The organism is Sinorhizobium sp. CB7, assembly GCF_041357635.1.
Lineage (GTDB): Bacteria > Pseudomonadota > Alphaproteobacteria > Rhizobiales > Rhizobiaceae > Rhizobium.
The window spans coordinates 93203-120045 of the sequence record NZ_JAULLL010000020.1 but is presented as its reverse complement, the minus strand read 5'-3'; the positions used below and the strand labels follow the sequence as shown (position 1 = coordinate 120045).

Sequence of the window (26843 nt, the reverse complement as noted above, 5' to 3'; positions counted from 1 at the left end):
ACTTTCGGCATCCCGCTCGAGAGTGCCGCGTGTGTTCTGACAAACGCGGAAAAGCGCCTTCATTTTCGCCGTAAAGAAGCCTAGTCTGACCGTCAGCTTTATCGTTGTTCAGCACGCAGGTTCGCCATGACATTCATGCCTCAAAGCCAAAATCCCATCGATCTCGCCCAGCTTGAAAAGCTTGCAGAAGTGGCCGTGAAGGTGGGGCTCCAGCTTCAGAAGGGCCAGGATCTTATCATGACCTCGCCGGTGGTCGCGCTGCCGCTGGTTCGCCTTATCACAAAACAGGCCTATATGGCGGGTGCGGGTCTGGTCACCACTTTCTATACGGATGAGGACACAACGCTCGCCCGCTACGAACATGGTCCTGATGAGAGTTTCGACCGGGCCTCCGGCTGGCTCTATGAAGGCATGGCCAAAGCCTATGCCAGTGGGGCAGCCCGGCTTGCCATCGCGGGCGACAATCCGATGCTGCTTTCCTCCCAGGACCCAGGCAAGGTCGCGCGCGCCAATCGCGCCAATTCCGCCGCATACAAGCCGGCCTTGGAAAAGATCTCCAATTTCGAGATCAATTGGAACATCGTCTCCTATCCGAACCCCTCGTGGGCAAAGCTGGTCTTCCCGAATGATCCGGAACCGATCGCTGTTGCCAAGCTCGCCAAGGCGATCTTTTCGGCCTCGCGCGTCGACGTCGCCGATCCGATCGCAGCCTGGGCCGATCACAATGCCAATCTGCGCAGACGCTCTGCCTGGTTGAACGAGCACCGCTTCGCTTCCCTGCACTTCAAGGGGCCGGGCACGGATCTGACGGTCGGATTGGGAGACGGTCACGAATGGATGGGCGGCGCCTCGGTCGCCAAGAACGGCATCACCTGCAATCCCAACATTCCGACCGAGGAGGTCTTCACCACGCCGCATGCGTTGCGTGTTGAGGGGCACGTGTCGAGCACCAAGCCGCTGTCACATCAGGGCACCCTGATCGACAATATCCAAGTGCGGTTCGAAGCCGGACGCATCGTCGAAGCGAAAGCCTCACGCGGGGCGGAAGTACTGAACAAGGTGCTTGATACCGACGAAGGCGCAAGGCGCCTGGGCGAAGTGGCGCTTGTGCCGCATTCGTCGCCGATCTCGGCAAGCGGCATCCTGTTCTACAACACGCTCTTCGACGAGAACGCCTCCTGCCACATCGCCCTTGGCCAGTGCTATTCGAAGTGCTTCATCGACGGTGCGACACTGACGCAGGACGAGATCAAGGCCCGCGGCGGCAATTCCAGCCTGATCCATATCGACTGGATGATCGGCTCCGACAAGGTCGATATCGATGGTATCCAGGCGGACGGCTCGCGCGTGCCGGTCATGCGGCAGGGCGAGTGGTCCTGAGCACCGTAGTTAAAGCGACCCACGCGCGTCTGAAAAGACGCGCGACGATCTTGGCATCATTGCCCACTGACTGAGCCAGACGCTTGCCAGCACCAAGGCGAAGCCCGCCGATTGCGCAGGCGTCAGGTCTTGTCCCAACAGAAACCAGCCGAGCAGCGTCGCAACGAGCGGACTGAGGAAGCCAAGCGAGGCTGCAGCCGACGGCTCAATGCGCGACAGCCCCCGAAACCACAGAAGATAGGTGAAGGCCGCTCCGATCAGCCCGAGATAGGCGATGCCAAAAATATTTTGAGCTGTCGGCACCGGCAGCGCGGGCTCCAGAAAATATGCGAACGGCAGGAGCAGTATGCCTCCCGCAACGAGCTGCCAGGCCGTGAAGGTCAGATTTTGCACCGGCGGCCTCCAATGGCGTGTCAAAACGGTGCCGAAGGCCATCGACACGGCGCCGGCGAGACCGGCTGCGATGCCGATCGGATCCAAAGCCGCCTCAGGCGTCAGCACCAGAAGACCGACGCCTGCTATTCCAGCCAATCCGGCCGCGACCGCAAGAGGACGGATTGGCCTCCTGAGGAAAAGCCTGGATAAGGCGAGCACGATCAGCGGCTGCACGGCGCCGACCGTGGCAGCGACGCCGCCCGGCAGGCGATAGGCGGAAACGAAAAGCATCGCCCAGAAGAATGAAAAATTCAGCGCGCCGAGAAGGAAGATGCGTGGCCACCATATCCCACGCGGGAGTTGCCGGACGATGATGAGAAGCAGCAGTCCGGCCGGTAGGGCGCGAAGCATGGCCACCGTCAGCGGATAACCGGCCGGAAGGAATTCCGTCGTCACGAAATAGGTGCTGCCCCAGATGGCCGGCGCGATCGCGGTTGTCAGGACGTCGGTGGTGTAGCTGATATTTGTCTTCATCTCAAGAATCTCTAAATCAAGATAATTCACTTTATCGCAAGTTATCTTGACGTCAAGATATCTCGTTGATATCGAAGGAAGGCATTGCCGCAACGGATATTTTCATGGATCGCGTGGACAGGATACTTGCGCAGTGGCGACGCGAACGCCCCGATCTCGATGTCGAGGCCATGGGAATTCTCGGGCGGATGAAGCGGTTGGCTACCCATCTCGGGCGGGAGGTCGAAAGAGTTCTGCAGGAGCAGGGACTTTCATCTTCCAGTTTTGACGTCCTTGCTACGCTCCGCCGTTCAGGAGCGCCTTACCGGCTTTCACCGGGCGATCTGCTCGCAACGATGATGATCAGTTCCGGCACCATGACCAACCGCATCGATCAGCTCGAAAGGGCGGGTTTCGTCGAGCGCGTCATCAATCCTGAGGACCGCCGCAGCGTCCTCATTGCGCTGACGGAAAAGGGGCTTGTCATCGTCGAGACGGCCGTTGGTGCGCATGTCGCCAATCAGCAACGCCTGACGCAAAGTTTGAGTTCAGAGGATAAGGCAAACCTCGACAGGCTCTTGAGGAAATTTCTGGCGGATTTCGAATGACAGCCGCGGATAAAGCGGCTCGGCTTTTCACGGAAGCGCAGAGCCGCTTCGAACTTTTCTCGGAATTGCTCTCGTCAGAAGAGGCTGCCCTGCTTCGGCGGCCCGGCGGTCTCGGTCTGCCTCGTCGCCTTCTTCTTCTGCGCTGGCGCGGAAGATACATCGCCTGCGCCGTCCGTAACAGCTGCAACGCGGCCATCGGCAAACTCGATCGCAATCGTGGTGCCCGGCTCCAGCGCCGCAGCCTGTGAAACCGGCCTGTCGTCTTCGTCACGGATGACGGCATAGCCACGTTTCAGCACATTCTTGTAGGAAAGCGATTGGAGCATGCGGTCCTGGGCGACGATCTCGCCTCGTGCACGAACGAGCTGATGGCGGACGGCCGTGTCCGCATGGCGCGAGAGATTGGCAAGATGGTCGCGCGTACGGCCGGTTTGCGCCTGCAAGCGCGCGGGAACATTGCGGAGCGACGCATTTGCCGAGGAAACGCGGTTCTTGAACTCGGTCACCTTGCGTTCGACGATCCGCTCGGCCCGCATGATGCGATCACCGACGACCTGCCGCTTTTCCGCAATCCGGCTGGACAGCATTTCGGGACGCAGATGCGATGCCGTCCGCTCGAAGCTGCGGCGCTTGTTGAGCGTATTCAGGCCCAGTCCACGTCCGAGTCCCGCCGCCGCCTCGTCGAACCGGCGACGCGGCAAGGCCAGAAGCTGGTCGAGCGACGGCAGTGCGCGCAACAGTGCACGCAGGGACTGGCGGCGCTGATCCATATGGCGGTTCATGCAGCCCTGCAGGCGAGCGGCAAGGTTTGCCATCTGAGCATCGAGTTCGGCCTTGACCGGCACCGCCATTTCCGCCGCCCCGGTCGGCGTTGGCGCGCGGACATCGGCAGCGTAGTCGATCAATGTCCAGTCGGTCTCGTGGCCGACGGCGGAGATCAGAGGGATTGCGCTCGCAGCAGCAGCACGCACGACGACCTCGTCGTTGAAGCTCCAAAGGTCCTCGAGGCTGCCGCCCCCGCGCGCCACGATCAGGACGTCTGGGCGGGCAATCCCGCTCTCCGGCGGCAACTCGTTGAAGCCGCGGATGGCATTCGCCACCTCTTCGCCCGATCCATCCCCCTGCACTTTGACCGGCCAGACGATGACATGGACCGCATAGCGATCGGATATGCGATGCAGGATATCGCGAATGACGGCACCGGTCGGCGACGTGACGACGCCGATCACCTTTGGCATGAAGGGCAGGCGCCGTTTACGAGCCGCATCGAACAGACCTTCCGCTGAAAGTTTGCGCTTTCGTTCCTCGAGCAGCGCCATCAGTGCGCCGGCTCCCGCCGGCTCCAGCGCCTCGATCACAATCTGGTATTTCGAAGATCCCGGGAAGGTCGTGACCTTGCCAGTGGCAATCACCTCCATCCCCTCCTCCGGCCGGAATTTTAGCCGCGAGAAGGTTCCTTTCCAGACGACGGCGTCGATGCGCGCTCGGTCATCCTTCAATGCGAAATAGGCATGGCCGGAGGAATGCGGCCCACGATAGCCGGAGATCTCGCCGCGCACCCTTACCTGGTCGAAGGCATTTTCGACCGTTCGTTTGATTGAGCCGGACAATTCCGAAACCGAGTATTCGGTGAGATTGGACGGCGAATCATTCTCGAAGAAATTGCTCATGGCTCTCTTGTAGCCGAAGCCGCCACCAAGATCAGCACCCCGGTTCAGGCATATCTCCTGAAGAGGCCGATTCATCACTGTCCGCTTCGATGACGGTCGCGGCAACGGCCCGGAAAGCCTGCGCTTCGGCCAAAGCCGGTGCGCCATTCGAAGATTCGGAACCAATTGCTAATATGTTTAAAGATCGGTGAAATCGGCAGATTTCCGTGGAAATTGGGGGTTTTTTCGCGTTTTTTAGGCCTCTGCCACGATTTTGACAGTGTTCTCAGCCATCTGGCAGGAACCAAACTTGCCCCGACGGCGTTGCCCGATAAAGCTTTGTTAGCAGGGACAGTGCAAAGCTTTTCCGGAAGTTATACTTGTCCAGGAGGCGGCAGAATGATCTTTATCACTGCCACAATGATTGGTATCGCAGCAGGATTGATCCGCTCGGCATTTTCCGTGGCGATGATTGCTGCCTTGATCGGCCTGAGCTTTGTCGTCGCGGCGATCGCCTCTCCGGGCCCTGTGCATATTCTTTCTCTGCTTCTGGCGGTCGGCGGCTACAATGCCGGACTGTTCACCTTCCTGGCAACGCTGATGATCATTGATCGTCTAAAAACCGCCTGACCTCGCAGTTCCAAGTATAATTAAAGAATTTCTACGTTTAGCCGCCACTCGGCCTGTACAGGAAAAGCCTCAAGTCTGAGGCTTGCAGCTTCGGCAAAGCCTGCAGATAGGCCGGAATCCGCCCTTGCAGCAATTGCGCATAGAGGCCATCGGGCTTCAGCTCTGCCAGCCGCCGCGTCTGGGAATCATCGGGGCAGAAGGCGAGGATAGTGACACCGGCTCCACGCAGGAAAGCATCCGCCTCTCTGGGCTCTGCAAGCCCAACATGCAATTCGGTCAGCATGCCGCCCTGATCGCGGTGGTAGGGTGCCGAAAGCGTCCGGTGAGCGGTGAACCGCAGGATCGGAACGCCCATTTCGGAGGAGGCCACCACGACGCCGGTGGGCAGGCTCGCCAATTGCGCCATGGCCTCTCGAGCGGTGCAAGCTCGCTTGCCATTCGCGTCGGAGGGCTCCGTGGCCGTCCAGAGGTTTTCCACCTGTCCGTTCGTCAGCGCGCCGCCAACAGCCCAGACGGCCGGAACGGAGGCAAGGGCCGTGACCACGTAGAAAAATGCCGCGCTCATATCCTCGGGGTCGCTGTTTGAAATGCGGCGGAGATCGAGAAGCAGCAGGACGAGTGGTAGGACGGCGAGAAGATTGGCAAAGGGTGCACCGCGGACCTGGATAAGGGCGACCCCCCAGTTCACGGTAAGCAAGCCCAGGAAAATCGCATGCATCTGGGTCCGGTCGCCGCGCAGGATGCGGAAAACGCAAACCGCCATCGCCAGCAATCCTGTGGCATAGAATGCTCCGAGCTCGTTCGTCCTCTCGCGCGTGAGATCAAGGAAGGACTGCGCCTCCATGACGCCATTCAACCAGAGCTCCACGAGCATCGGGTCGAGGCCTGCAAGCGGGCTACCAAGGCATTTCGGCGCAAGCACGAGGGCGGTCGCAAAGACGACCGCACCGACGCCGCCCAGGATCGCAAAACGGACACCGCGCGAGAAATGGCTGGCGAATATTGCGGATGCCAGGAGCAGTCCGCCGCCGAGGGTCGAAAGCCCGTAGAAGCCGAGCGACAGGTTGTCGCAGGTGACGGTCGAATAGAGACGCGGCGGCACCGTCAGGAAAAAGAAGACCGAAATGGCCAGCGCAAGCGCCAAACCGAAAGCCTGGGCGGCAGCGGCGAAAGCCTTTCCCTCCCATGCCCAAAGCAGGGCGACGACGAGGCAGCTCACCGCGACGAACGGCGTAGTCTCCGCGCCGATCGCAATCGCCAAAGCCGCCGCCAGACCGGCGATAGCGAAGCTCGCAGCACGATATTTCCCGTCGATCAGCATTGCCAGCATCACCGCCGCAAGGCCAAGCTGAACGTTATGGTGGTCGATCGCGCCTGGCATGAAACGGTTGCTGGTAATCAGCAGCATTGCCGTCAGGCCAAGCGAAATATGCATGGCAAGAGCGCCGCCGGCCCGACGACCGGCCAGCGCCATGGCAGCCATCACCGGTATCACCAGCAGCAGCGGCCAGATGGCAAGTGCGATCGCCTCCGCTCGTTCGGGCGGGAAAAACAGACCAAAGAAAGCGATGAGGCTCGCTATCGGCAGATCGATGAGCCGCGACCAGTGCATCAACGTGCCGCCTTCGAGACCGAGACGATACTGGGTCAGGTCGAACCATCCCTGCCCAGCCAGAAGATCGCGCACTTCGACGAGGCGCATACCATCGTCATTGTCGCCACCGACATAGTCCGTGGCGCTGGGAAGCTTGATTGTGACAAGCGCGGCAATGACCGCGAGGCTGTAGAGCAGGCTCACCGGCCAAAGACGCGACCAGAAACGCCTGCTGCTGCTCGACGTCGCCGCCCGCCCACCGATCGTCTGCATCGCGTCCGTCATGTCCGTCAGATCCCGTCATATGGTCGCCGCTGACGCTAGCGGTTTCCCCTCAAGAAAAGGTAAAGTGCGACGGCCGATAAGACGCGCGGCGCTGTAGGCCAGACAAGGTTTGTTAACGGGCATGCATATAAGCTTCCCGCCGGTTTCTCATACCGAGCGGACATCATGTCAGAATCCTGGACCGACATTTTCGATATCGCCGTACTGCTACCCTGCTACAACGAGGCAGCTACGATCGGAGCGGTCGTTCGCGGATTCCGTGCGGCACTGCCGCAGGCGCGTATCTACGTCTATGACAACAATTCTACCGACAGCACCGCGCTGCAGGCGATGCTGGCCGGCGCGAATGTCGTGCGCGAGCGGCGACAGGGCAAGGGGCATGTGGTGCGCCGCATGTTTTCCGACATCGATGCCGACATCTATGTGATGGCGGATGGCGACGGCACCTATGCCGCCGAGGATGCCGAGGAGCTGATTCGCACGCTTCTGACCGAACACGCCGATATGGTGGTCGGTACCCGCCGGGGCGTACAGGATGATGCCGGACGGCAGGGTCATGCGCTCGGAAACCGGATTTTCAATTTTCTTTATCGCCTGATCTTCGGCACGGATTTCACCGATATCTTTTCCGGCTATCGCGCCTTTTCGCGCCGCTTCGTCAAGAGCTTCCCTGCCGTTTCCGGCGGCTTCGAGATCGAGACGGAGATGTCGGTGCATGCTTCGCGTCTGAAACTGCCGGTCAGCGAGCTGGAACTCGACTATGGGCGCAGGCCGGAAGGCTCCCATTCGAAGCTCTCGACCTTCCGTGACGGCGCGAAGATCCTGTGGATGTTCGCCATGCTGATGAAGGAAACGCGACCCTTTGCCTTCTTCGGGCTCATAAGCCTGTCATTCATGGCAGCGAGCCTCGGCTTCATGACGCCGGTCCTCATCGAATATTTTGCAACCGGTCTCGTCAGCCGCATGCCGACCTGGGTGCTCTCCATGGCCCTGATGATGATTTCCTTCATGCTTTTTACGGCGGGACTTATCCTCGATTCCGTCGCACGGTCGCGCGCCGAGCATCTGCGCATGCACTATATGCGGCTGCAGGCGCCGCGCGCGGGCGCCGATCAGCCGATCCTGCTCGAAAACGCAACGACCCGCCGCCCGACCCGAAGGAGGGCGGGAGCGGCATGAGGAAGCTCGTCCGCTTCGGAATTGTCGGCGGCATAGGCTTCATCGTCGATGCCGGCCTGCTTGCCCTTCTCCTGCATCTGACGCCGCTTGGGCCGTTCCTGGCGCGGCTGATTGCGATCGCGGCCGCGATGATTACGACCTGGTCCTTCAACCGTGCTTTCACCTTTGGGCGCTCGGGTCATTCGCTCGCTGTCGAGGGCTTTCGCTACGGCTCGGTCGGCATCACCACCGCCTTCTTGAACTATGCGCTCTATTCCGTGCTGCTGATTTCACTGCCCGTGCTTCAGCCGCTGGCGGCGATGGTTTTTGCCACCACCGCCTCGATGGTCTTCAGTTTCTTCGGCTATTCCCGCTTCGTCTTCCGACGGTAGAGAGCGTACCGGGATTCCGATTCAGGCCAACGCATATGCCGAGGGTTCGGCCCCTCACCCTAGCCCTCTCCCCGCACGCGGGGCGAGGGAACGATCGAGCAAGTGGCAGTGGTGGTAGATCAACGTCCCAGTGAGGGACGACCGAGGATGCGACTCCCCCTTCGCCCCGCCTGCGGGGAGAAGGTGCCCGGAGGGCGGATGAGGGGCCTATCCGCTCCGTTCGAACTTCGACTCGCGGCTATGGACTGCCTGTGCAATTATTGCCCAGGCTCAAACCGGCTCCCAGCCGTCCTTCTCACTGGCGCGATAGATTGCGTCGATGACCTTCTGGTTGAGCTTCGAGTTCTCGAGCGTCACGACCTCTTCCTGTTCGCCCTGCGCAGCCCTGGCGAAAGCTTCAGCCTCGCGCTTGTACTGACGGCTGTCCGGGAAGCGGTAGATCTGCGACTGTCCGTGGCTGCGGTCCGTCAGCTCGACTTCCTCCGCACCCCAACGGTCCGCATTGAAGGGCGACTTCACTTCGATGTAGCCGTCGGTCCCATGGAAGACCATGATCTGGCGGTTCGCCATCTGGGTGGAGATATAGAAGCTCAGCTCGAACTCGCCGAAATCCGCCCTGACGCTGGAATAGATATCCGTACCGAACTCCGGATCGCGCTCGGTCAATGCCTGAACGCGCAGCGGTTCCTTGCCCGTCGAAAAGCGGCTGCTGACCACCGGGTAGACGCCGATGTCCGGCAGGCCGCCACCACCCAGCTCGGGAATGTTGCGCATATTGGCGGGGTCGCGGTTGAAATAGGTGAAAGCGCCCTGCACCTGGCGCAGGCGGCCGATCGCGCCATCGGCGATCAGCGAGCGGACCTTCTTCCAGACCGGCGTGTAGGTGACCATATAGGCTTCGGTGACCAGCACCTTGTTGCGATCGCGCGCGGCGATCAGGCTGTCGATTTGCTCAGCCTTGAGCGCAATCGGCTTTTCGCAGAGCACATGCTTGCCGGCGTCTGCGGCCTTGATCGTCCATTCGACATGCTGCGACGTCGGCAGCGGGATGTAGACGGCGTCGATCTTGTCGGACGCCAGCATCTCCTCATAAGAACCGAAAGCATGTGGCACCGAGAAGCGATCGGCCATCTCGCGGGCCTTGGCGAAATCACGGCTCGCAACCGCGGTGACCACGCAATTTTCCGCATCCTGAATGGCGGGTACAACCAGCTCGCGGCCGATCTTGGCCGTCGACAAAATCCCGAAACGCAACATCACCTGTCCTCCGAATGAAAATTCGCCGCAAGCTTATTCATCCGATCCATGGCGTGCAATGGTCCGGGCAGAATTCACGCAAGCACCGTTTGCCCGGACGGTCAAAAGTCCTAAAAGAAGGAAGAGGTTATTCGCCGTGCCCCCACTCTTACACACCCAATCAATTTGAGGAGAGCGCCATGGAATTGCGCCGACTTGGAAAGACAGATCTTTCGATCGCGCCGATTGTTTTCGGCGGCAACGTATTCGGCTGGACGGCTGACGAGAAAACATCCTTCGAGCTTCTCGATGCCTTCTTCGATGCGGGCTTCAACACGATCGACACAGCCGATGTCTATGGCAAATGGGTTCCAGGCAACAAGGGTGGCGAATCCGAGGAGATCATCGGCAGATGGCTGAAGTCCAGCCGAGTTCGCCGCGACAAGGCGGTGATCGTCACCAAGGTCGGTTCGGAGATGGGGCCGGGCAAGAAAGGCCTCAAGGAGCAATATATCCTGCAAGCAGTCGAGGATTCGCTGAAGCGGCTCCAGACCGATCATATCGATCTCTATCTTGCGCACTGGCCAGATCCGGAGACCCCCTATGAAGAGACGCTCGGCGCCTTCGCCAAGCTCAAGCAACAGGGAAAGATCCGCGCAATCGGCTGCTCCAATCTGGATGCCCGGCAGCTTCAGGATTCCTTCGATGCAAGCGAAAGAGCCGGCCTGCCGCGCTACGAGGTGTTGCAGCCGGAATATAACCTCTACGCTCGCTCGGTCTTCGAAGGCTCACTTGCCGATCTCTGCATCAAGGAACACATCGGCGTCATCACCTATTTCAGCCTCGCAGCCGGCTTTCTCACTGGCAAATACCGGACGAAGGCCGACACCGAGGGACGGGCGCGCGAGGGGCGCGTGTCAGGCTATCTAAACGAGCGGGGAATGCGTATCCTGAGCGCGCTCGACACCGTCTCAAAAGAAACCGGCGCAAAACCGGCCGAAATCGCACTTGCATGGCTGTTGCGCAAGAAGGGCGTGACCGCACCGATCGCGAGCGCGACCAGCCTCGGCCAGCTCGATGCTATGATCAACGCAGTGAGGCTCGATCTGTCCAGCGACGCCATGGCGTTGCTCGACAAAGCAGGTGCGGGAGGGGCAGGTGCATGAGGAGCAGGTGCATGAGGAGCAGGTGCATGAGGAGCAGGCAATGACCGTGAGGATCCGGGATGCTCGTCCTGATGACGAGGCTCGCTGGCGTAAACTTTGGGCCGACTATCTTGCCTTCTACGAGGTCGACGTCGACTCTGATATCACCGATCTGACGTGGAGCCGGGTCTTCGATCCGGCGTCTGCAATCTTCATGCGCGTTGCCGAAGTCGATGGCGATATCCTCGGCTTCGCCCTTTGCCTCACGCATGAAGGCACCTGGATCCGCAGGCTGGACTGCTATCTCGAGGATCTTTTCGTCGACGCAAGCGCTCGCGGACAGGGTGTGGGTCGGGCATTGATGGACGATCTGGTCGCGATGTGCAAAGCCAATGGCTGGGAGCGGCTCTACTGGCACACCAGCGAGGACAACAGGACAGCGCGCAAGCTGTACGACCGCTACGTCGGGAGCGACGGTCACATCCGCTACAGGATCAATTTCTGAGCGTTGGAAAGCCTTCGTAGAAGGCGCAGTGATCGCCTTCCCAGTTCGCCATGCCGGGTTTCGTCAGAATGCCGCGGGGCCGCACATAGCTCTGGATCACGCGGCGCGGCCGCTCATGCCATTGGATGTTGAACGCCCAGAGCTTGGGAAAGAAACAGAGCGCAGCGTAAGGCAGATGATCATGGATCCACCAGGCAAGCTTCTGCCAGTCCTCCTCGTTTCGGTAACGGTCGACCAGCCATGGCACGGCGACACAGGCGGTCGCTCCCATGCAGCCGTCGAAATCGCGCATGTCCCAGATATGGTCGGCGGCGGTTGCCGCATTGGATGAACAGTTCAATCCGTTCTTATTGCCGAAGGCATTGACCTCGCGTGAACGGTAACCGGAGCGGATATGCAGCCGCCCGAAGGTCGCCTGAAGCGGTTCCAGCAATTCCTCGCAGAGCCTTCTGCCCGCTTCGATTGCAAGGTCCGGCTCCTCCGGAATGTTCGGAATACGATAGAAGTCCGCGATTTCAGAATGAAGGAAGTCGCGGAAAAAGAAGTTCTGCGACAGCCGAACCCGGCCCAGCTCCTCCAGCCCTTTCATCGATGCCGGCTTTCGCATGGCCGTCCTCCTCCGATTCGATGCGGAGAGATTAACCCGCATCGCTGTGCCCGCCACCCGAAAGGCGGGAAAATCCGGCGTGTCGGGAACATTTCCGCCGGAAACCGCTTCTCCATGGGGTCACGTTTCATGTGACGTTCACCGGAAAAGAAGGATCAGAAAAATGGCCAAGGAAAAGACGTTGGAAGACCTCTTCTACGATACGCTGAAGGACATCTATTATGCCGAACGGCAGATTGTGAAGGCTCTGCCGAAGATGGCCCGAGGTGCGCAATCTGCGGAACTCAAAGCCGCTTTCGAAAAGCATAGGGACCAATCCGAAGGTCATGTCGAGCGGCTGCAGCAAGTCTTCGAGTTGATCGGAAAGCGTGCACAGGGCAAGACCTGCGAGGCAATCCAGGGCATCATCGCCGAGGGCGAGGAGATTATGGAAGAATTCAAGGGCACGGCTGCTATCGATGCCGGCCTCATCTCCGCCGCGCAGTCTGTCGAGCACTACGAGATCGCCCGTTACGGCACTTTGAAGACCTGGGCGCAAATGCTCGGCCACAAGGAAGCCATGAACCTTCTCGACCAGACCCTGCGGGAAGAAGCCCAGACCGACGAATTACTGACGAAGCTCGCCGTTACGGCGGCGAACCAGAAGGCCAAGGTCGCCTGACAGTCGTCGCTTGATGGGAGAAGCGGTCGGCTCACATCGGCCGCTTTCCCGTTGTCCGCGTTTGCCGTAGCAGGCAGTGGCGTGTGCAAGCAACCGCATCCGACGCGGCGGAGACCTTCAAACTCCTTACATTAGCGCTAATTAATTTTACTGGTGCAGGAGCAAATCCCAGAGTGCCTTCAGAGGCATCAACCGATCTGACCAGACAAGGGGGTGGCATGTCGGAAGAACAGGCAGTCGAAGCGGTCGTGCATCTTTACATCGAGGGCATGGCCTTCGCCAATGAAACAGCGCTGCGTAAAGCATTTCATCCTCGCGCGTCCATCATCGGCCATTACGACGGCGCCGTCGAATGGCTCTCGCGCGACGAATTCATCGCCGCCATCGTGGCGGAAGGTGCAGCCCCTCCGGGAACGCAGCCATTCATGGATATCATGTCGATCGACGTCACCGGAGACGCGGCGAGCGTGAAGGTGGCCGACGAATTCGCCGGCAAGCGATACTCGGATTATCTATCGTTGCTGAAGAACGAGGGGCGATGGACGATCGTCAATAAGGTCTATCACCTACATTCATAGGCCCTGCAATTTTGGACCACCCTGCGTCTACTGCATGTATCCTTAAATCGGAACCGATTTAAGGATAAAAACATGCAGCAATTCAAAGTGCTACAGCGACCTTTGTGCGTCTGAAAAGACGCACTGCGCTGTAGGTGATCCTACCTGAACGCAGGGCTTCCCCAGGAATCGCTCAGCTTCTCAGAACACCGCCGGTGAACTTGTTGACGCTGGCGACGATCTTCTGCGTCAGCACTTCGAAATCCTCGTCCGTCAGCGTGCGCTCCATCGGCTGAATCTGCACCTCGATCGCGATCGACTTCTTGCCTTCGCCGAGCGAGCCGCCTTCGAAAACGTCAAAGACGTTCACGCCGGTCACCAGCTTCCGATCGGCGCCGCTTGCCGCCTTGACAAGGGCGCCGGCCTCGACGCTCCTGTCGACCACGAAGGCGAAGTCACGCTTGACCGCCTGGAAGGGCGAAAGCTCCAGCGCCGGCTTGGTGCGGGTCGCCTTTTTCTTCGGTTCCGGCATGGAATCGATGTAGACCTCGAAGCCGCAAAGCGCGCCGGAGACGTCAAGCGCCTCCAGCGTGGCGGGATGAAATTCACCGAAATAGCCGAGCACGACCTTCGGTCCCATCTTGATGACGCCGGAGCGGCCCGGATGATACCAGTCCGGCGCTCCCTGCTCGATCTGGATATTGGTCATCGGCAGGCCGCAGGCTTCGATCACCGCCAGTGCATCAGCCTTGGCATCGAAGACATCGACGGGCTTGCCGCCACCCTTGGCATTGTTCGACCACATGCGGCCGGCGCCGGCAAGCGAGGCCGAGCCGCGGCGGACACCGCCGGCGACGCGGCGCTGACCTTCGGGCGCATCGTTCTCGTAGGTTCCCGAGACTTCGAAGATCGCGACATCGCCGTAGCCCTTGTCGGCATTGCGCTGCGCGGCCGTCAGCAACCCGGGCAACAACGAGGGGCGCATGTCCGACATGTCGGCCGCAATCGGATTGGCAAGCTTCAGGGCAGCCGCTCCGCCGCCGAAGAGCTTCGCCTGATGTTCGGAAATGAAGGACCAGGTAGCGGCCTCCAGCATGCCGCGAGAGGCAAGCGCGCGCTTGGCCATACGGGTACGGATCTGGAGCGTTGTCAGGATCTTGCCGTTGACGGCCGCATGGCTTTCGAGCGGCACCGGCTTGATATTGTCGACGCCATGGATGCGCATGATCTCTTCCACCAGATCGGCCTTGCCGTCGATGTCCGGTCGCCAGGAGGGAACGGAGACGGAGACACGCTCGCCGGAGCCGGAGACGGCAAAACCGAGGCGCGTCAGGATTTGACTGCTCTCCTCCGCGGATACGTCGAGGCCGGTCAGGCGTTTGACTTCTGAGAATGGAAAATCGACGACCTTGGCCTGATAACCTTTATAGCCGACGACATTCGCTCGCGCAGCCCTGCCGCCGCAAAGCTGCAGCACCAGTTCCGTCGTGCGCTCCAGACCAGGAACCATATATTCCGGATCGACGCCGCGTTCGAAGCGATAACGCGCATCGCTGATGATGCCGAGGCTGCGGCCGGTTTTGGCGATGTTCATCGGATCCCAGAGAGCGGATTCGATCAGTACGTCCGTCGTGTTCTCGTCGCAGCCGGAATGTTCGCCGCCCATGACGCCGCCGATCGACTCGATGCCATCCTCGTCGGCGATGACCACGTTGCTGGGGTTCAGCTTGTATTCACGCTGGTCAAGGGCGAGCACCGTCTCGCCGTCCCTTGCGCGGCGGACCGTGAGATTGCCGGTGACCTTTTCGGCATCGAAGACGTGCATCGGCCGGCCCTGGTCGAAGGTCATGTAGTTAGTGATATCGACCAGCGCATTGATGGGACGCAGGCCGATCGCCAACAGCCGCTGCTGCATCCACCGCGGGCTCGGGCCGTTCTTGACGCCGCGCACGAGGCGAAGAGAAAAGCCGGGGCAAAGGCGCTCGTCGTCGAGATCCAGCGTGACCTTGACCGGCGTCTCGCCTTCCGTGGCGATAGCAGGGATCGAACGACGCTTCAACCGGCCGAGACCGGATGCCGCAAGATCACGGGCAATGCCGTAGACGCTGGTGCAATCCGGGCGGTTCGGCGTGAGATTGATCTCGATGACCGGATCATCGAGCCCGGCGTAAGAGGCGTAGCTGGCGCCGACAGGGGCGTCCGCCGGCAGATCGATGATGCCGTCGTGATTGTCGGAAATCTGCAGTTCCTTTTCCGAGCACATCATGCCGCGGCTTTCGACGCCGCGGATATTACCAACGGCGAGCGTCACCTCGATACCCGGAACATAGGTTCCCGGAGCAGCAAAGGCACCGACGAGCCCTTCGCGCGCGTTCGGTGCACCGCAGACGACCTGGACCGGGGCGCCACTGCCGGTATCCACCATCAGGACCTTGAGACGATCGGCCTGCGGATGCTTCTCCGCCGAGACGACCTTGGCGATGACGAAGGGCTTGAACGCGGCCTTGTCGTCGACATCCTCGACCTCGAGCCCGATCATCGTCAGGCGGGCGCAGATCTCGTCGAGCGTGGCGTCTGTTTCCAGATGTTCTTTCAGCCAGGAGAGTGTGAATTTCATCGTATCACCTGTTTTTCAACTCAGCGTTCCAGCACTTCGACCAGCCGGAAGCGCTCGCAAACCAATTCCATATCCGGCGAAAGGCCGCCGTTGCGGGCAAAATAGACCTCGTGCGCCTCGCGCCAAGCGGCAAGGGAGCGATCTCCCTCCCCTTCGGCCTCGGCGAAGTCAGCATCGACCTCGTCAAAGCGACACACCGTCACCTCGACTGTCTCGACGACGGCCGCCGGACGGCCATTGCTGTCGAGAACGACATCTCGTCGCCCCAGCACGGGCAGCGGCTCGCCATCAGAACCGAAATCCCGAAGCGCGCCGCAGGTCGCCGTCTTGCGTCCATCGAGCATAAGCGCCAGAAGCTCGTCCTTCAGTTCCGGCGTATCGCCGAAAGAGAAAGTGACGGCGTTCCGATAGCGCTCGGGCAAACGGGTCAAGAGCTGAGACCTCCGAACAGCGTCGGCATGTCCAGCGGGCGGAAGCCGTAATGCGTCATCCAGCGGACGTCCGCATTGAAGAAATCGCGCAGGTCCGGCATGCCATATTTCAGCATGGCGATGCGGTCGAGGCCCATGCCCCAGGCGAAGCCCTGGTACTCATCGGGATCGAGCCCGCCGTAGCGCAGCACGTTCGGGTGCACCATGCCGCAGCCGAGGATTTCCATCCAGTCCGTGCCTTCGCCGAACTTGACGATCGGGCCGGAGCGGTCGCACTGGATGTCGACCTCGAAGGACGGCTCGGTAAAAGGAAAGAAGGATGGGCGGAAGCGCATCGTCACGCTGTCGACTTCGAAGAATGCCTTGCAGAACTCCTCCAGTACCCAGCGCATATTGGCGACATTCGCCTTCTTGTCGATGACGAGGCCCTCGACCTGATGGAACATCGGGGAATGCGTGGCGTCGGAATCCTGCCGGTAGGTCTTGCCCGGAATGATGATGCGGATCGGCGGCTTCTGCGCTTCCATGGTGCGTATCTGCACGGGCGAGGTATGGGTGCGCAGCACCTTGCGCTCGCCGTTTCCATCGGGATTGAAGAAGAATGTGTCGTGCATCTCCCGCGCGGGATGGCCTTCGGGAAAGTTCAGTGCCGTGAAGTTGTAGTAGTCCGTCTCGACATCGGGGCCTTCTGCAATCGAGAAACCCATGTCGCCGAAGATCGCCGTGATCTCGTCGATGATCTGGCTGATCGGATGGATGCGACCACGCTCGGCGGGCGAGGAGCGTACCGGCAGGCTGATGTCGACCGTTTCGGCCTCCAACCGCGCCGCGATGGCAGCTTGCTTCAACGCCGTCTTCCGGGCGCCGATCGCTTCGGTGACCTCGTTCTTCAAAGCGTTGATCGCGGCTCCGCGCGTCTGGCGCTCTTCCGGCGACATGGAGCCGAGCGTCTTCAGCAGTTCCGATATCGAGCCTTTCTTGCCGAGCGCCGTAACCCTGACGGCTTCGATCGTCTGCTCGTCGGCTGCAGCCTCCACATCTGCCAGGAGGGATGTTTTAAGCGTTTCGAGATCGGACATTCTCTTCTCTTTCGTCCAGGGTCTAAATGAAATTCCGGCAGGCGGGGCAAGGAATATAGAGAAAGAAAAACCCGCGCCAGTCCTGCCAGCGCGGGTTCCCAAATTCATCGATGCAAAAGCTTGGGAAGCGCCGGCTACTTGACCGCGCCTTCAAACTCGTTCTTCGTGCCGGCATCCTTGAGATACTCAAGGGCCTTCTTGGCAGCAGCCACCAGGGCGCCGAATGCTTCCGGCTCATGGATCGCCATGTCGGAGAGGACCTTGCGGTCGACTTCGATGCCAGCCTTGTTCAGGCCGTCGATGAAGCGGCCATAGGTCAGGCCGAATTCGCGAACAGCAGCATTGATGCGCTGGATCCAGAGGGCGCGGAAATTGCGCTTGTTGACCTTGCGGTCGCGGTAGGCGTACTGCTTGGCGCGGTCGACGGCGGCCTTGGCGGTACGGATGGTGTTCTTGCGGCGGCCATAGAAGCCCTTGGCCTGCTTCAGAACCTTCTTATGCTTGGCGTGGGCGGTGACGCCTCTTTTTACGCGTGCCATGTCATGATCTCCTTAATCTAAAGCGTATCGCGAAAAGTCTCAGAGACCGTTCGGCAGGTAGTTCTTGATCACCTTGCGACCATCGGGTTCTGCAAGAACCATGGTGCCGCGGGCGTCGCGAATGAACTTGTTGGTACGCTTGATCATGCCATGGCGCTTACCGGCAGCCTGGGCCTTGACCTTGCCGGAGGCGGTAATCTTGAACCGCTTCTTGGCAGAGGACTTCGTCTTCATCTTGGGCATTTTGCTACTCCTTCTGTCCTCCCTCACGCGCTTTATCGAAAAAGCCCTTTCCGCAGGAGCCCGTTTCCGGACTTCGCAAAAGGCGGGGAGCGTTTGTTGTTGATTTGCGGGCTCGGTGACGAACCGTTCCGCAAGCATTCTGAACCGCCACGGCATGCCCTGCCGGTCAGTTCGGACGCGCGCTTATACCCGCAGTCCCGGCAAAGTGCAACGGGAGTCTGCGGGAAAATCTTTGTTCCGCCAACTTGCGGAAATAAAGAAAAGCCGCCCTTAAGGACGGCTCCCATCTTCGGACGTGAGCGGCGTCACTTCGGCGCCAGCACCATCATCATCTGGCGGCCTTCAAGCTTCGGCTCGGCTTCGACCTTGGCGACCGCCTGCGTGTCGTCCTTCACCTGCTGCAAAAGCTTCATGCCCAGTTCCTGGTGGGCCATTTCACGGCCGCGGAAACGGAGCGTCACCCGGACCTTGTCGCCCTCTTCGAAGAAACGGCCGATCGCCTTCATCTTCACCTCATAATCGTGGGTGTCGATGTTGGGACGCATCTTGATTTCCTTGATTTCGACCACCTTCTGCTTCTTGCGCGCCTCGGCGGCCTTCTTCTGGTTGGCATATTTCAGCTTTCCCAGATCCAGGATCTTACACACGGGCGGTTCGGCATTGGGGGAAATCTCTACCAGGTCGAGACCGGCTTCCTCGGCCATTCTCAACGCCTGATCGGTCGGGACGACGCCCATATTCTGACCGTCAGCAGTAATAAGCTGAACTCTTGGTATGCGTATTTCACGGTTTGAGCGTGGCCCTTCCTTCACGGGCGCATCGGCTTTAAAGGGTCTGCGAATGGTCGTATTCTCCTCGAATTGTTTCGGATTGCTGCACCCGTCCGAAGTCCCGCCGGCACAACTGACGGGATGACGTGATTGCTGCGGTGAAGTCAATAACATGCTTTAGAAGAAAAATCATCACCTGTCAGCCACAGGTCGAATCTGTTTTATGCGAAGTAACAGCAGGAGTTCCCATGTCCGAAACATCAGAGCATTTCGAACCCCAATACTTGACAATTGGTAAAGGCGAAAGCGAACGCGCGATCGCCATGCTCGTCCGCAAGGCGGAAGATGGCGTCTCAGGACCGGCGCTCCTCTGGCTTTCGGGCTACCGATCGGACATGAACGGCACCAAAGCCGTCGAACTGGACGCTTTCGCCGCAAAGCACGGTCTCCCTTCGATCCGCTTCGACTATTCCGGCCACGGTCTGTCGGGCGGCAAGTTCACCAACGGGACGATTTCGCGTTGGCTCGACGAGACGCTCTCGGTAATCGATCACGTAGCGCCGAAGCGCCTCATCGTCGTCGGCTCCTCGATGGGTGGCTGGATCGCGCTGAGGCTCGTACAGGAACTGCGCAAACGCGTTTCCGCGCCGGCGGTGGATGGCATGGTGCTGATCGCGCCCGCACCCGATTTCACGTTCGAACTCGTCGAACCCAATCTTTCGGCGGCAGAACGCGCATCGCTGCAAGAACGCGGTTATTTCGAAGAGCCCTCGGAGTATAGCCCCGAGCCGAACATCTTCACGCGCGCCCTGATCGAGGACGGCCGCAACAACCGGGTTTTACAGGGGATCATCGAAACCGGTTGCCCGGTCCACATCCTTCAGGGCATGCAGGATCCGGACGTGCCCTTTGCGCATGCGTTGAAACTCATGGAGCACCTTCCCGCCGATGACGTGGTGCTGACGCTCATCCGTGACGGCGATCACCGGCTGTCCCGACCGCAGGACATCGAACGAATGCTGGGCGCCGTCCAGGAGCTCATTCGCCACTGCATGGCTCCTTAAATCGGAGCCGATTTAAGGATGAACCGTGCAGCAATTTAAAGGTGCTACAGCGACCTTTGTGCGTCTCACAAGACGCACGGCGCTATAGTCAAAGCAGGTCGGCTGTCAGGGCAGGGCGGTAATCAAAGATAAGGCAGTTGCATTTTCCCGATGCAATCCCCACCTGAACTTCCGTTACGTAACCCACGGATTGTGTTGCATTTTAACCATGTTGACGAATCGTTTCCGTTAACGAAAAAGTAACGATTGACTTCGCACGCCCCGCCCCATTAACTTTTCGTTAAGAAATGCAAGGGCGATACAAGGATGCGGGCGTGCGAGTAAAAAGTGTGTTCGTGGCCATGACGGCCATGTGTGCGATGTCTACGGCAGCCATGCCGGCACCAGCACAGAACCGATCGATGGTGATCGGTGATGTCACGTCCCAACCAATCGGACATTACGATTTCTGTCAGACGCATCGCAACGAATGCGGGCCGAACCGCAATGTCGGGCCGGCCGCCTTGACGGCGGCGAACTGGACGATGGTCCGTTCGGTCAATACCACCGTCAATGAGACCATCACGCCAATGACGGACAAGGAAATCTACGGCAAGGACGAAGTCTGGGCCTATCCGACGACCGCTGGCGACTGCGAGGACTTCGCGCTCCTGAAGCGTCGCATCCTCATCCAGCGCGGAATTTCGCCGGCCAATCTTCTGATAACAGTGGTGCGCAAGCCGGATGGCGAGGGCCATGCCGTGCTGACGCTCAGGACCACGGACGGCGATTACGTGCTCGACAATCTCAATAGCGAAGTCAAGCCGTGGTTCCAGACGCCCTATTCCTTCATCAAGCGCCAGGCGAGCAACAATTCCGGCCGCTGGGTCACCATCGAGAATGGCAACGACGTTCTGGTCGGTGCCCTCCGGTAAGCATGCAAAACCACTTTCTTGCAAAAGGCCGGCTGCAAAACAGCCGGCCTTTTGCATTGTCGCATACGGTAAGAACCGGCTTGAGCTAATTCAGCCGTTGCCGATCAGAATGCCGGCTCCCAGAACCAGCGAACCGCCGAGAACGACCTGAAAGGCAGCGCGCAGGAAAGGTGTCTCCATGAATTTGTTCTGGATGAAGGCGATCGCCCAGAGTTCGAAGAAGACGATGATGGCGGCGGTGATCGTCGCCGTCCAGAAATACGGGATAAGATAAGGGAGCGCATGTCCGAGGCCACCGAGTGTCGTCATGATGCCGCAGGCGAGACCGCGCTTGACCGGCGAGCCGCGCCCCGAGATCTTTCCGTCGTCATGGGCGGCTTCCGTGAAGCCCATGGAGATGCCGGCGCCGACGGAGGCCGAAAGACCGACGAGAAAGGTCTGCCAGGTATCCTGCGTCGCGAAAGCAGCCGCGAAGATCGGCGCCAGCGTCGAGACCGAACCATCCATCAGGCCGGCAAGGCCCGGTTGCACATAGGTCAGCACGAATTGTCGGCGCGCGCCCGCATCCTCCTCTTGCTTCACCTCTTCCGGCGTATGCTTGTCGCCAAGCATTCGGGCGATATCCTCGTGCCCCTGCTCTGCGAGCGCAAGATCGCCGAGGAGCTGGCGCGTCTCTGCATCTGACGTGCGCCGCGCGGCTTCGACATAGAAGCGGTAGGCCTGTTCCTCCATGGCCTCGGCCTCCTGACGCATCGCATCCAGCGAGAGGTTGTTGCGCAGCCAATCCGGCTTGCGTTCGTAGAAGCCACGCACGTGCTCGCGCCGGATCAGGGGGATACGCTCGCCGAAACGTTTGCGGTGCATATCGATCAACGTTTTGCGGTGCGTGTCCTCGACTTCGGCCATGTCTTCGAAGACCTTGGCGGATGCCGGATATCGGCTTTTGAGCAGATCGGCATAGGCGAGATAAATGCGCGCATCGTCCTCTTCCGAGGCAATGGCAAGTGCAAGAATTTCCTGTTCGGACAATGAATTGAATGAACGTTTCGAGGAGCCGAAAAGCCCAAGCAGCATGGCAATCTCCATTTTAGAATTATTCTAGTTCTAAAATTCTGCCCATGAGGGGTCAAGTATGACCGCCAGAATTTAGACAGATTGCCGCAAGCGCCTCGTGATCTCTTGGCGGCATCGTCACACTGCTTACATAAGGGCCGCCGCGCATCCTTCCTTGGGCGCGCGGCATAGCGCCGGGAGCACGATATGAACAGCGAACTGCAGGGCCGTCCCGCCCATGTTGCGGAGATCCGCGAACGCGCCGAAGCGGAGATGCGCCGGATCGGCGTAGATGCCCTCTTCATCGACAGGCTGGTCGAGACCTTCTATGGCCGCATCCAGGCACATCCGAACTTAGGCCCGGTCTTCGACAATCGTCTCTCCGGACGCTGGCCGGAGCATATGGAGAAGATGAAGCGCTTCTGGTCGTCGGTCGCCTTCAAGAACGGCGCCTATGGCGGCAAGCCCGTGCAGGCGCATCTCGGCGTCGAAGGCATGACGGCGGAGCTTTTCCCGGAATGGCTGGCGCTCTTTTCCGCAACACTTGACGATATCGCGCCTTCAGTGGAGGCCAGAGACTGGTTCATGGCGACGGCCGAGCGGATCGCCAGAAGCCTGACACTCTCGCTGTTTTACAATCCGGCGCTGGACGATCCGGCAAAAATGCCGGCGCCAAATACCTGATCAGTCCTCCAGCCCTTTCAACACATTGGCGACATTCAGACCGATTTCCGGAACACCATAACCGCCTTCCATGCAGACAAGGACAGGCAGGCGGGATGAGGCGATCATGGCGCCCATGCGGATGAAATCTTCTGACGTCAGCTGGAAAAAGGAGATCGGGTCGCGCTCGAATGCATCGACGCCGAGCGACAGCACGATCGCCTCCGCGCAGAAATCGCCGATCCGGTGCGGCGCATCGGCAAGCGCCTTGATTGGGGCGATCGATTAAATCACGTTAACCGCGAATGATTCGGCAGCGGGAGGGATTCGCGGCCTCATGAAAGTCCTCATGGTCGATGTCGACGGTGTCGTGGTTCGCGGGCGGCCGGCTGACGGGCTTCCGCCCCTCACCTATCTGGAACGCGATCTCGGCCTACCGGCAGCGCTTCTGCAAAGGGAGTTCTTCGCTCCGTATTGGAGCGAGATCGTCACGGGCAAGGAGGCGCTGATGCCGCGCCTTGAAGCGGTGCTTGCGCGGATCGCGCCGCAGCTCAGCGCCGAAATGCTGAGGGCCTACTGGTTCGAGAACGATTCCCGCATCGACCACGTCTTTCTTGAGGCGCTCAGTGCCTGGTGCGCATGCGGCATCGCGATCTATCTTGCCACCAACCAGGAGCATATGCGGGCGAAATATCTGATGGAGGAGCGCGGACTGGCCGCCCACGTCGACGGCATTCTCTATTCCGCAGCACTCGGCCACCGGAAGCCGTCGGCGGAATTCTACCGGCTAGCGAACGAGCATGCGGGTGTTGCGGCAGCCGACATCGTCTTCATCGACGACATGCGAGAAAATGTCGAAGCGGCGCGGGCCTTCGGCTGGAATGCCGTGGAATGGAACGGCCAGGTCGGGCTCGATGAGGTGCTCGCACCATTTGTGAATGGTCGCTAGCCTTCTCTGTCAGGTCACCCGCTTGTAGAACAGGGTCGTGGCGCAGAAACCGCCCTCGGGCCACATGGCATAATCCGGAATGACGCCGGCGCGTTCCCAGCCAAGACGTGGATAGATTGCCTCAGCTTCGCTGCCGGTCGCGGTGTCGAGCACGAGCAGGTTTCTGCCGTGGGTCGCCGACCCGTGTTCGGCCGCCGCCATCAGCAGCCGGGCAAGTCCCCTGCCACGCGCCGAGCGATGGACGAGGAGCTTCTTCAGATCGCCGCGATGCGGCTGGTTCGGCATCTGGGCAAAGCCCACCTGCACGGTTCCCAGGATATTACCCTCGACCTCGGCGACAAAGAGCAGCGTTTCTCCCGCGGCAACGGCATCGGCGACGCTCCGCCAGTAAGGTTCGGCGTCCGAAACGGCGTAGGGCTGCATGAAACCGACCGAGGCGCCACCATTGACGCAATCGGCCAGGATTTCGCAAAGGGCGGGTATGGCGTCGCGCGCCTCTTTCCCGGAAAGCATACGGATGTCAGGCATGTCCTCTCCTGATTAAAATCACATCAGCGTTGCCGGCGATCGAGCACGACGGCATAGCGCGCCGGCTTATCGGTCGGATTATGAAAATCGTGGCCCTCGCCGAGCGCCATGAACAGGCAATCGCCGGGATCCAGCACATGCAGGATCCCGTTTACGGTCATTTCCATCCGACCTTCGAACAGCCAGACATGCTGCCTCATGCCGCGGCTGGCCTCCTGCGGTGGAAAGCTGACCCGGGCGCCCGGCGGAAACTCCACTTCGACGATGTCGACCTCGGAGGGCATTCCCGGCGGCGAGACCGCGCGGCGCAGATAGCCCGTCTCCGGATCGCGCCAGAGCCGCTGGTCCTCACGGCGAGAGAGCGGTGAAGATGTCTGATCCTCCTCGGAAAAGAAGGCCGACAGCGACAATCCGAGCGCCGCGCAGAGCCGGGCCAGCAGCGACGCCGTCGGGCTCGCCTCCGCCCGCTCTATACGCGAGATCATCGCCCGGCTTACCCCGGACGCATTGGCGAGATCATCCAGCGTCAGCCCCTTGTCGATCCTGAGGCTGCGCATCCGCGCGCCGATCGCGATTTCAAGGTTTTGTTCCATCAACCAATCCATGATTCCACTATAAGAGAAATACATGAACCGATACTGGAATCAAGTGCCGATGGATGGCAAGACCCAAGTCCCTCCCGCCAAAGAAATCCGCTGCTTTTCCGCTTTGCGGGCGGGTGCGGCGCTGCTATATGGCGCGCATGAGCACCAATTCGACGACTCCGCTTTCGCACATCCGCAACTTCTCCATCGTGGCCCATATCGACCACGGCAAATCGACGCTGGCCGACCGACTGATTCAGACGACGGGCGGTCTTGCCGAGCGCGAGATGTCGGAGCAAGTGCTTGATAGCATGGAGATCGAGCGCGAGCGCGGCATCACCATCAAGGCCCAGACCGTTCGCCTGCATTACAAGGCGAAGGACGGCGAAACCTATATCCTGAATCTGATCGACACGCCCGGGCATGTCGACTTCGCCTATGAAGTCTCCCGCTCGCTGTCGGCCTGTGAAGGTTCCCTGCTGGTCGTCGACGCGAGCCAAGGCGTGGAAGCGCAGACACTCGCCAATGTCTATCAGGCGATCGACAACAATCACGAGCTCGTCACTGTGCTCAACAAGATCGACCTGCCCGCTGCTGAACCGGAGCGCATCAAGGAGCAGATCGAGGAAGTGATCGGCATCGACGCTTCCGACGCCGTGCTGATTTCAGCCAAGACCGGCCTCGGTATTCCCGACGTGCTGGAAGCGATCGTCAACAAACTGCCGGCGCCGAAGAGCCCTGGTGGCGACAAGGCTCCCCTGAAGGCGCTGCTGGTCGATAGCTGGTATGACACCTATCTCGGCGTCATGGTTCTCGTCCGCATCATCGACGGCGTGCTGACTAAGGGCCAGACGATCCGCATGATGGGCACGGACGCGAAATATCAGATCGAACGCGTCGGCGTGCTGACCCCGAAAATGGTCAATGTCGACAGCCTCGGCCCCGGCGAGATCGGTTTCATCACCGCCTCGATCAAGGAAGTGGCAGATACGCGCGTCGGCGACACGATCACCGAGGACAAGCGGCCGACCGCGGAGGCCCTGCCCGGCTTCAAGCCGGCACAGCCGGTGGTCTTCTGCGGCCTCTTTCCCGTCGATGCCGCCGACTTCGAGGATCTTCGCTCGGCCATGGGCAAGCTGCGCCTCAACGACGCCAGCTTCTCCTTCGAAATGGAATCATCCGCGGCACTCGGTTTCGGCTTCCGCTGCGGCTTTCTGGGTCTGCTTCACCTCGAAATCATCCAGGAGCGCCTGGAGCGCGAGTTCAACCTCGACCTCATCGCAACAGCCCCCTCGGTCGTCTATCAGCTCACCATGACTGATGGCACCGAGAAGGAACTGCACAATCCGGCCGACATGCCTGACGTCGTCAAGATCGCCGAGTTCCGGGAGCCCTGGATCAAGGCGACGATCATGACGCCGGACGAGTATCTGGGCGCAATCCTGAAACTCTGCCAGGACCGTCGCGGCGTCCAGACCGAGCTCACTTATGTCGGCAACCGCGCCATGGTGACCTACGACCTGCCGCTCAATGAAGTCGTCTTCGACTTTTATGACCGCCTGAAGTCGATCTCGAAGGGCTATGCCTCCTTCGACTACAATCTCACGGACTATCGCGAGAGCGACCTCGTCAAGATGTCGATTCTCGTCAATGCCGAGCCGGTCGATGCGCTTTCGATGCTGGTACACCGCTCGGCGGCGGAAAAGCGCGGCCGCGTCATGTGTGAGAAGCTCAAGGACCTGATTCCCCAGCACATGTTCCAGATTCCGATCCAGGCTGCGATCGGCGGGCGCATCATCGCCCGCGAAACGGTGAGGGCGCTGCGCAAGGACGTGACGGCGAAGTGCTACGGCGGTGACGCCACCCGTAAGCGCAAACTTCTGGAAAAGCAGAAGGAAGGCAAAAAGCGCATGCGCCAGTTCGGCAAGGTGGAGATCCCGCAGGAGGCCTTCATTGCGGCGCTCAAGATGGGAGACGAGTGAGGAACGGCGTAGCCGATTGATTCCTCCTCTGCTGTTGCAGCGTTCATAGGCCTCTAACTGTGAACTCTCAGGAAGTTATCCGTGCTGATCGGTGAGGTGGGGAATTCCGTGAGGTGGCCTTCAGGGCGATCC

At 60.1% G+C, this 26843-nt stretch carries 28 protein-coding genes and 1 pseudogene; 14 read left to right on the top strand and 15 right to left on the bottom strand.

Features of this window, described 5'->3' with window-relative positions; translation table 11 throughout:
• The first annotated feature begins 126 nt into the window (after positions 1 to 126).
• Complete coding sequence (locus AAE029_RS29565) at positions 127 to 1380, top strand: aminopeptidase (protein ID WP_371076480.1); 1254 nt, start codon at positions 127 to 129, stop codon at positions 1378 to 1380.
• 9 nt (positions 1381 to 1389) lie between these two features.
• Here AAE029_RS29565 and AAE029_RS29560 read toward each other — a convergent pair whose 3' ends face one another.
• Positions 1390 to 2289 carry an EamA family transporter gene (locus AAE029_RS29560; protein WP_371076479.1) on the bottom strand — a complete coding sequence of 300 codons (900 nt, stop codon included), beginning with the start codon at positions 2287 to 2289 and terminating at the stop codon, positions 1390 to 1392.
• Positions 2290 to 2393: 104 nt separating this feature from the next.
• Here AAE029_RS29560 and AAE029_RS29555 point away from each other — a divergent pair, with 104 nt between their 5' ends.
• A complete protein-coding gene (locus tag AAE029_RS29555; RefSeq protein ID WP_371076514.1) occupies positions 2394 to 2876 on the top strand; it encodes a MarR family winged helix-turn-helix transcriptional regulator in 483 nt (160 codons plus the stop codon).
• A 74-nt stretch (positions 2877 to 2950) separates the two neighbouring features.
• Here AAE029_RS29555 and xseA read toward each other — a convergent pair whose 3' ends face one another.
• Positions 2951 to 4546, bottom strand: a complete 1596-nt coding sequence (xseA, locus tag AAE029_RS29550) for an exodeoxyribonuclease VII large subunit (RefSeq protein WP_371076513.1) — start codon at positions 4544 to 4546, stop codon at positions 2951 to 2953.
• Between the two features lie 378 nt (positions 4547 to 4924).
• Between xseA and AAE029_RS29545 the strand changes: the two genes are divergently transcribed.
• Entirely contained in the window at positions 4925 to 5155 is a 231-nt protein-coding gene (locus AAE029_RS29545) for a hypothetical protein (protein ID WP_371076478.1), read from the top strand.
• Positions 5156 to 5192: 37 nt separating this feature from the next.
• Here the strand turns inward: AAE029_RS29545 and AAE029_RS29540 are convergent, their stop codons facing one another.
• Entirely contained in the window at positions 5193 to 7034 is a 1842-nt protein-coding gene (locus AAE029_RS29540; protein ID WP_371076477.1) for a hypothetical protein, read from the bottom strand.
• Positions 7035 to 7199: 165 nt separating this feature from the next.
• Here AAE029_RS29540 and AAE029_RS29535 point away from each other — a divergent pair, with 165 nt between their 5' ends.
• Entirely contained in the window at positions 7200 to 8213 is a 1014-nt protein-coding gene (locus AAE029_RS29535) for a glycosyltransferase (protein WP_371076476.1), read from the top strand.
• The gene (locus AAE029_RS29530; protein ID WP_371076475.1) at positions 8210 to 8584 is read left to right on the top strand and encodes a GtrA family protein; all 375 of its coding nucleotides are present in this window, start codon (positions 8210 to 8212) and stop codon (positions 8582 to 8584) included. The genes AAE029_RS29535 and AAE029_RS29530 overlap by 4 nt, the downstream gene beginning before the upstream one ends.
• 270 nt (positions 8585 to 8854) lie before the next feature.
• Here the strand turns inward: AAE029_RS29530 and AAE029_RS29525 are convergent, their stop codons facing one another.
• On the bottom strand, positions 8855 to 9841 hold the full coding sequence (locus tag AAE029_RS29525; protein ID WP_371076474.1) for a Gfo/Idh/MocA family protein: 987 nt from the start codon (positions 9839 to 9841) through the stop codon (positions 8855 to 8857).
• Between the two features lie 179 nt (positions 9842 to 10020).
• Here AAE029_RS29525 and AAE029_RS29520 point away from each other — a divergent pair, with 179 nt between their 5' ends.
• A complete protein-coding gene (locus AAE029_RS29520) occupies positions 10021 to 10986 on the top strand; it encodes an aldo/keto reductase (protein ID WP_371076473.1) in 966 nt (321 codons plus the stop codon).
• A gap of 40 nt (positions 10987 to 11026) precedes the next feature.
• A complete protein-coding gene (locus tag AAE029_RS29515) occupies positions 11027 to 11470 on the top strand; it encodes an N-acetyltransferase family protein (RefSeq protein WP_371076512.1) in 444 nt (147 codons plus the stop codon).
• Here the strand turns inward: AAE029_RS29515 and AAE029_RS29510 are convergent.
• Positions 11460 to 12077 carry a hypothetical protein gene (locus AAE029_RS29510; RefSeq protein ID WP_371076472.1) on the bottom strand — a complete coding sequence of 206 codons (618 nt, stop codon included), beginning with the start codon at positions 12075 to 12077 and terminating at the stop codon, positions 11460 to 11462. The two genes, AAE029_RS29515 and AAE029_RS29510, sit on opposite strands and share 11 nt — an antisense overlap.
• A 163-nt stretch (positions 12078 to 12240) precedes the next feature.
• Between AAE029_RS29510 and AAE029_RS29505 the strand changes: the two genes are divergently transcribed.
• Positions 12241 to 12738, top strand: coding sequence for a ferritin-like domain-containing protein (locus AAE029_RS29505; protein WP_371076471.1), 498 nt, complete (start codon positions 12241 to 12243; stop codon positions 12736 to 12738).
• 218 nt (positions 12739 to 12956) lie between these two features.
• Positions 12957 to 13316: a nuclear transport factor 2 family protein gene (locus AAE029_RS29500; protein WP_371076470.1), complete on the top strand. Its 360-nt coding sequence runs from the start codon at positions 12957 to 12959 to the stop codon at positions 13314 to 13316.
• Positions 13317 to 13488: 172 nt separating this feature from the next.
• Here AAE029_RS29500 and pheT read toward each other — a convergent pair whose 3' ends face one another.
• The 6 genes from pheT to infC all read right to left on the bottom strand — a co-directional run bounded on the left by pheT (position 13489) and on the right by infC (position 19046).
• A complete protein-coding gene (pheT, locus tag AAE029_RS29495; protein ID WP_371076469.1) occupies positions 13489 to 15912 on the bottom strand; it encodes a phenylalanine--tRNA ligase subunit beta in 2424 nt (807 codons plus the stop codon).
• Between the two features lie 20 nt (positions 15913 to 15932).
• A complete protein-coding gene (locus tag AAE029_RS29490) occupies positions 15933 to 16343 on the bottom strand; it encodes an ASCH domain-containing protein (RefSeq protein ID WP_371076468.1) in 411 nt (136 codons plus the stop codon).
• Positions 16340 to 17422, bottom strand: coding sequence for a phenylalanine--tRNA ligase subunit alpha (pheS, locus tag AAE029_RS29485; RefSeq protein WP_371076467.1), 1083 nt, complete (start codon positions 17420 to 17422; stop codon positions 16340 to 16342). Before pheS ends, AAE029_RS29490 begins: the two co-directional genes overlap by 4 nt.
• A gap of 134 nt (positions 17423 to 17556) precedes the next feature.
• Positions 17557 to 17961 carry a 50S ribosomal protein L20 gene (gene rplT / locus AAE029_RS29480; RefSeq protein ID WP_371076466.1) on the bottom strand — a complete coding sequence of 135 codons (405 nt, stop codon included), beginning with the start codon at positions 17959 to 17961 and terminating at the stop codon, positions 17557 to 17559.
• 39 nt (positions 17962 to 18000) lie between these two features.
• Positions 18001 to 18204 carry a 50S ribosomal protein L35 gene (gene rpmI / locus AAE029_RS29475; protein WP_371076465.1) on the bottom strand — a complete coding sequence of 68 codons (204 nt, stop codon included), beginning with the start codon at positions 18202 to 18204 and terminating at the stop codon, positions 18001 to 18003.
• A 305-nt stretch (positions 18205 to 18509) separates the two neighbouring features.
• Positions 18510 to 19046, bottom strand: coding sequence for a translation initiation factor IF-3 (gene infC / locus AAE029_RS29470; RefSeq protein WP_371076511.1), 537 nt, complete (start codon positions 19044 to 19046; stop codon positions 18510 to 18512).
• A 176-nt stretch (positions 19047 to 19222) separates the two neighbouring features.
• On the opposite strand from infC, the gene AAE029_RS29465 reads away from it, so the two are divergent.
• A complete protein-coding gene (locus AAE029_RS29465) occupies positions 19223 to 20038 on the top strand; it encodes an alpha/beta hydrolase (RefSeq protein ID WP_371076464.1) in 816 nt (271 codons plus the stop codon).
• 314 nt (positions 20039 to 20352) lie between these two features.
• Positions 20353 to 20952, top strand: coding sequence for a transglutaminase-like cysteine peptidase (locus AAE029_RS29460; RefSeq protein ID WP_371076463.1), 600 nt, complete (start codon positions 20353 to 20355; stop codon positions 20950 to 20952).
• Between the two features lie 90 nt (positions 20953 to 21042).
• Here the strand turns inward: AAE029_RS29460 and mbfA are convergent, their stop codons facing one another.
• Positions 21043 to 22026, bottom strand: a complete 984-nt coding sequence (gene mbfA / locus AAE029_RS29455; protein WP_371076462.1) for an iron exporter MbfA — start codon at positions 22024 to 22026, stop codon at positions 21043 to 21045.
• A 186-nt stretch (positions 22027 to 22212) separates the two neighbouring features.
• Between mbfA and AAE029_RS29450 the strand changes: the two genes are divergently transcribed.
• Complete coding sequence (locus AAE029_RS29450) at positions 22213 to 22689, top strand: group III truncated hemoglobin (RefSeq protein WP_371076461.1); 477 nt, start codon at positions 22213 to 22215, stop codon at positions 22687 to 22689.
• Here the strand turns inward: AAE029_RS29450 and AAE029_RS29445 are convergent.
• Positions 22690 to 22932, bottom strand: a pseudogene (locus tag AAE029_RS29445) (histone deacetylase family protein); the annotation flags it as partial.
• Positions 22933 to 23005: 73 nt separating this feature from the next.
• On the opposite strand from AAE029_RS29445, the gene AAE029_RS29440 reads away from it, so the two are divergent.
• Positions 23006 to 23617, top strand: a complete 612-nt coding sequence (locus AAE029_RS29440) for an HAD-IA family hydrolase (protein ID WP_371076460.1) — start codon at positions 23006 to 23008, stop codon at positions 23615 to 23617.
• 9 nt (positions 23618 to 23626) lie between these two features.
• Here the strand turns inward: AAE029_RS29440 and AAE029_RS29435 are convergent, their stop codons facing one another.
• On the bottom strand, positions 23627 to 24145 hold the full coding sequence (locus AAE029_RS29435; protein ID WP_371076459.1) for an N-acetyltransferase family protein: 519 nt from the start codon (positions 24143 to 24145) through the stop codon (positions 23627 to 23629).
• Positions 24146 to 24168: 23 nt separating this feature from the next.
• Entirely contained in the window at positions 24169 to 24738 is a 570-nt protein-coding gene (locus AAE029_RS29430; protein WP_371076458.1) for a helix-turn-helix domain-containing protein, read from the bottom strand.
• A 140-nt stretch (positions 24739 to 24878) separates the two neighbouring features.
• Between AAE029_RS29430 and lepA the strand changes: the two genes are divergently transcribed.
• Complete coding sequence (gene lepA / locus AAE029_RS29425; RefSeq protein ID WP_371076457.1) at positions 24879 to 26711, top strand: translation elongation factor 4; 1833 nt, start codon at positions 24879 to 24881, stop codon at positions 26709 to 26711.
• Positions 26712 to 26843 lie beyond the last annotated feature (132 nt).

Bases quoted from the DNA above. Each gene is read 5' to 3' on its own strand.
- AAE029_RS29565 (WP_371076480.1), top strand. From the start codon at position 127: ATGACATTCATGCCTCAAAGCCAAAATCCCATCGATCTCGCCCAGCTT.
- AAE029_RS29560 (WP_371076479.1), bottom strand. From the start codon at position 2,289: ATGAAGACAAATATCAGCTACACCACCGACGTCCTGACAACCGCGATC.
- AAE029_RS29555 (WP_371076514.1), top strand. From the start codon at position 2,394: ATGGATCGCGTGGACAGGATACTTGCGCAGTGGCGACGCGAACGCCCC.
- xseA (WP_371076513.1), bottom strand. From the start codon at position 4,546: ATGAGCAATTTCTTCGAGAATGATTCGCCGTCCAATCTCACCGAATAC.
- AAE029_RS29545 (WP_371076478.1), top strand. From the start codon at position 4,925: ATGATCTTTATCACTGCCACAATGATTGGTATCGCAGCAGGATTGATC.
- AAE029_RS29540 (WP_371076477.1), bottom strand. From the start codon at position 7,034: ATGACGGACGCGATGCAGACGATCGGTGGGCGGGCGGCGACGTCGAGC.
- AAE029_RS29535 (WP_371076476.1), top strand. From the start codon at position 7,200: ATGTCAGAATCCTGGACCGACATTTTCGATATCGCCGTACTGCTACCC.
- AAE029_RS29530 (WP_371076475.1), top strand. From the start codon at position 8,210: ATGAGGAAGCTCGTCCGCTTCGGAATTGTCGGCGGCATAGGCTTCATC.
- AAE029_RS29525 (WP_371076474.1), bottom strand. From the start codon at position 9,841: ATGTTGCGTTTCGGGATTTTGTCGACGGCCAAGATCGGCCGCGAGCTG.
- AAE029_RS29520 (WP_371076473.1), top strand. From the start codon at position 10,021: ATGGAATTGCGCCGACTTGGAAAGACAGATCTTTCGATCGCGCCGATT.
- AAE029_RS29515 (WP_371076512.1), top strand. From the start codon at position 11,027: ATGACCGTGAGGATCCGGGATGCTCGTCCTGATGACGAGGCTCGCTGG.
- AAE029_RS29510 (WP_371076472.1), bottom strand. From the start codon at position 12,077: ATGCGAAAGCCGGCATCGATGAAAGGGCTGGAGGAGCTGGGCCGGGTT.
- AAE029_RS29505 (WP_371076471.1), top strand. From the start codon at position 12,241: ATGGCCAAGGAAAAGACGTTGGAAGACCTCTTCTACGATACGCTGAAG.
- AAE029_RS29500 (WP_371076470.1), top strand. From the start codon at position 12,957: ATGTCGGAAGAACAGGCAGTCGAAGCGGTCGTGCATCTTTACATCGAG.
- pheT (WP_371076469.1), bottom strand. From the start codon at position 15,912: ATGAAATTCACACTCTCCTGGCTGAAAGAACATCTGGAAACAGACGCC.
- pheS (WP_371076467.1), bottom strand. From the start codon at position 17,422: ATGTCCGATCTCGAAACGCTTAAAACATCCCTCCTGGCAGATGTGGAG.
- rplT (WP_371076466.1), bottom strand. From the start codon at position 17,961: ATGGCACGCGTAAAAAGAGGCGTCACCGCCCACGCCAAGCATAAGAAG.
- rpmI (WP_371076465.1), bottom strand. From the start codon at position 18,204: ATGCCCAAGATGAAGACGAAGTCCTCTGCCAAGAAGCGGTTCAAGATT.
- AAE029_RS29465 (WP_371076464.1), top strand. From the start codon at position 19,223: ATGTCCGAAACATCAGAGCATTTCGAACCCCAATACTTGACAATTGGT.
- mbfA (WP_371076462.1), bottom strand. From the start codon at position 22,026: ATGCTGCTTGGGCTTTTCGGCTCCTCGAAACGTTCATTCAATTCATTG.
- AAE029_RS29450 (WP_371076461.1), top strand. From the start codon at position 22,213: ATGAACAGCGAACTGCAGGGCCGTCCCGCCCATGTTGCGGAGATCCGC.
- AAE029_RS29440 (WP_371076460.1), top strand. From the start codon at position 23,006: ATGAAAGTCCTCATGGTCGATGTCGACGGTGTCGTGGTTCGCGGGCGG.
- AAE029_RS29435 (WP_371076459.1), bottom strand. From the start codon at position 24,145: ATGCCTGACATCCGTATGCTTTCCGGGAAAGAGGCGCGCGACGCCATA.
- AAE029_RS29430 (WP_371076458.1), bottom strand. From the start codon at position 24,738: ATGGAACAAAACCTTGAAATCGCGATCGGCGCGCGGATGCGCAGCCTC.
- lepA (WP_371076457.1), top strand. From the start codon at position 24,879: ATGGCGCGCATGAGCACCAATTCGACGACTCCGCTTTCGCACATCCGC.